Genomic DNA, 2,249 nt, shown 5'->3' with positions numbered 1-2,249 from the left:
CCTGCAGCGGGCAGCGGGTTTCTCGGTGGCGCCTTGAAAACCGCCGCCGGTGTGGCCGGTGGTGTGATGCTCGCCCAGGGCATCAGCAGCTTGTTCAGCCATCATCAACAGCCGCAAGTGGTTGAAGAAATCATCGAAGAGCCGACGTCTGCGGGCGGCAATGGCTGGGGCAACGACAACCAGCAGTTCGCCAACAACGACCGGTCAGGCTTTGATGGCGGCGGTTTCAACGACGACGACAGCTTCTATTCAGACGACGATTCCTTCGTCTGATCCCCCCAGCGCCCGGCGACCCATGGCTCGCTGGGCGGTTTATCCGCGCAAACCCTCGGCAGGCTGGCATACTGCGGCCTTGTGTTTTACCTACCTGCCCGCTTGCCTGGGCCTCAAGAGGTTTGCCGGTGAAAAAAATTGCGGTCTTCGCGGATGTGCAGAACCTCTATTACACGGTTCGCCAGGCCTATGGCTGCCATTTCAACTACGCGGCGCTGTGGGCTGATATCAGCCAGCACGGTGAAATTGTCGAGGCGTACGCCTACGCCATTGACCGGGGCGACAGCAAACAGCAGCAGTTCCAGCAAATCCTGCGCAACCTGGGCTTCACGGTAAAACTCAAACCTTATATTCAGCGCAGCGATGGCTCGGCCAAGGGCGACTGGGACGTGGGCATTACCATCGACATCATGGACTCGGCAGCCAATGTCGATGAAGTGGTGCTGGCCTCGGGTGACGGCGACTTTGACCTGCTGCTTGAGCGCATTGCCAACAAGCACGGGGTCCAGACCGTGGCCTATGGCGTGCCCGGCCTGACCGCCAACTCATTGATCCGCGCGGCCACTCGTTACGTGCCGATTGAAGGCAACTTGCTGCTTAAATAACGTTCATTTTTTAACAGGATTGATCAGGTTTGGAACGCATTGCGGTCATCGACTTTGAAACCACCGGCCTTTCGCCGAGCAGCTCGTGCCGGGCCACTGAAATTGCCGTGGTGATACTTGAACAGGGGCGCATCGTCGAGCGTTACCAAAGCCTGATGAACACCGGCGTGCGGGTGCCGGGGTTTATCGAGCAACTGACCGGCATCAGCAACGCCATGCTGCGCACCGCGCCGCCTGCCGAGCGGGTGATGAACGAGGTCAACGAGTTCGTGGGGATTACCCCGCTGGTGGCACACAACGCGGCGTTTGACCAAAAGTTCTGGGACTTTGAAATGGGCCGCATCAAGCGCACCCGTTTGCAGAACTTTGCCTGTTCGCTGTTGCTGGCCCGGCGGCTGATGCCGGCCGCACCCAACCACAAGCTGGGTACCCTGACCGCCTTTGCCGACTTGCCCCACACCGGGCAGGCTCACCGGGCCATGGCCGATGCGGAAATGGCCGCCAACCTGATGACTTACCTGGCCGAGCAACTGCGCCAGCAGCACGGGCTGAAAGCGCTGGATCACGACCTGCTGTGCAAGTTGCAGAAAGTCCCGGCAGCGAAGATCAACGAACACCTGAAGCGTTATCGCGGTTTCTAAAACGTTTATTCCCGCGTAGGAGCGAGCTTGTCTCGCGATCTTTTGATCGTTTAAAAGATCGCGAGGCAAGCTCGCTCCTACACGATGAACTGCCCCCAAAGTGTACGGGTCACTTTTGGTGCGTTCTGTTACTTATTATTTCGCAGCCCTTTGTCTAGAATCCCAAGTCCCCTGCCTTTGCTTTCCGAGCTGCCCCCATGCCTGCCGCACGACGTTTCCCGTTACAACTGATCGGTGCTTTTTTTGCGTTGTACGTTATTTGGGGTTCGACCTATCTGGTGATTCGCATCGGGATTGAGTCCTGGCCGCCGTTGATGATGGCCGGGGTGCGCTTTCTGGTGGCGGGCTGTTTGATGTACGGCTACATGCGCTGGCGCGGGGCGCCGACACCGACCTTTGTGCAGTGGCGTTCGGCAGCCATGATCGGTTTTCTGTTGCTGGCCTGCGGCAATGGTGGCGTGACCCTGGCTGAGCATTCGGGCGTGGCCTCTGGTGTCGCGGCCCTGGCCGTGGCGACGGTGCCGCTGTTTACGTTGCTGTTCGGCTATTTTTGGGGCGCACGCAACACCCGCCTGGAATGGGCCGGTATTGCGCTCGGGCTGATCGGCATCGGCATGCTTAACCTCGGCTCCAACCTGCAAGCCAGCCCGCTGGGCGCTGCGATGATCCTCTTTGCGGCAGCCGCCTGGGCGTTTGGCTCAGTGTGGAGCCGCCATTTGCCGCTGCCCGC

General features: G+C 59.7%; 4 protein-coding genes. All 4 read left to right on the top strand.

Annotation, left to right across the window (positions count from 1 at the left end; all coding sequences use genetic code 11):
• Nucleotides 1–273 (top strand): DUF2076 family protein (locus GHO41_RS29045; protein WP_153435326.1); only part of this gene is annotated, 273 nt, incomplete at its 5' end.
• Nucleotides 274–401: 128 nt separating this feature from the next.
• A complete protein-coding gene (locus GHO41_RS29040) occupies nt 402–878 on the top strand; it encodes an NYN domain-containing protein (RefSeq protein WP_048367811.1) in 477 nt (158 codons plus the stop codon).
• A 29-nt stretch (nt 879–907) separates the two neighbouring features.
• Entirely contained in the window at nt 908–1,519 is a 612-nt protein-coding gene (locus GHO41_RS29035; RefSeq protein ID WP_153435325.1) for a PolC-type DNA polymerase III, read from the top strand.
• 197 nt (nt 1,520–1,716) lie between these two features.
• Nucleotides 1,717–2,249, top strand: a 533-nt coding sequence (gene yedA / locus GHO41_RS29030; RefSeq protein ID WP_153435324.1) for a drug/metabolite exporter YedA, incomplete at its 3' end; no start/stop codon positions are given.

It is taken from the genome of Pseudomonas sp. FSL R10-0399 (assembly GCF_009600165.1).
GTDB lineage: Bacteria > Pseudomonadota > Gammaproteobacteria > Pseudomonadales > Pseudomonadaceae > Aquipseudomonas > Aquipseudomonas helleri.
The sequence above is the reverse complement of the archived record's forward strand: the minus strand, read 5'-3'. Positions and strand labels throughout refer to the sequence as shown.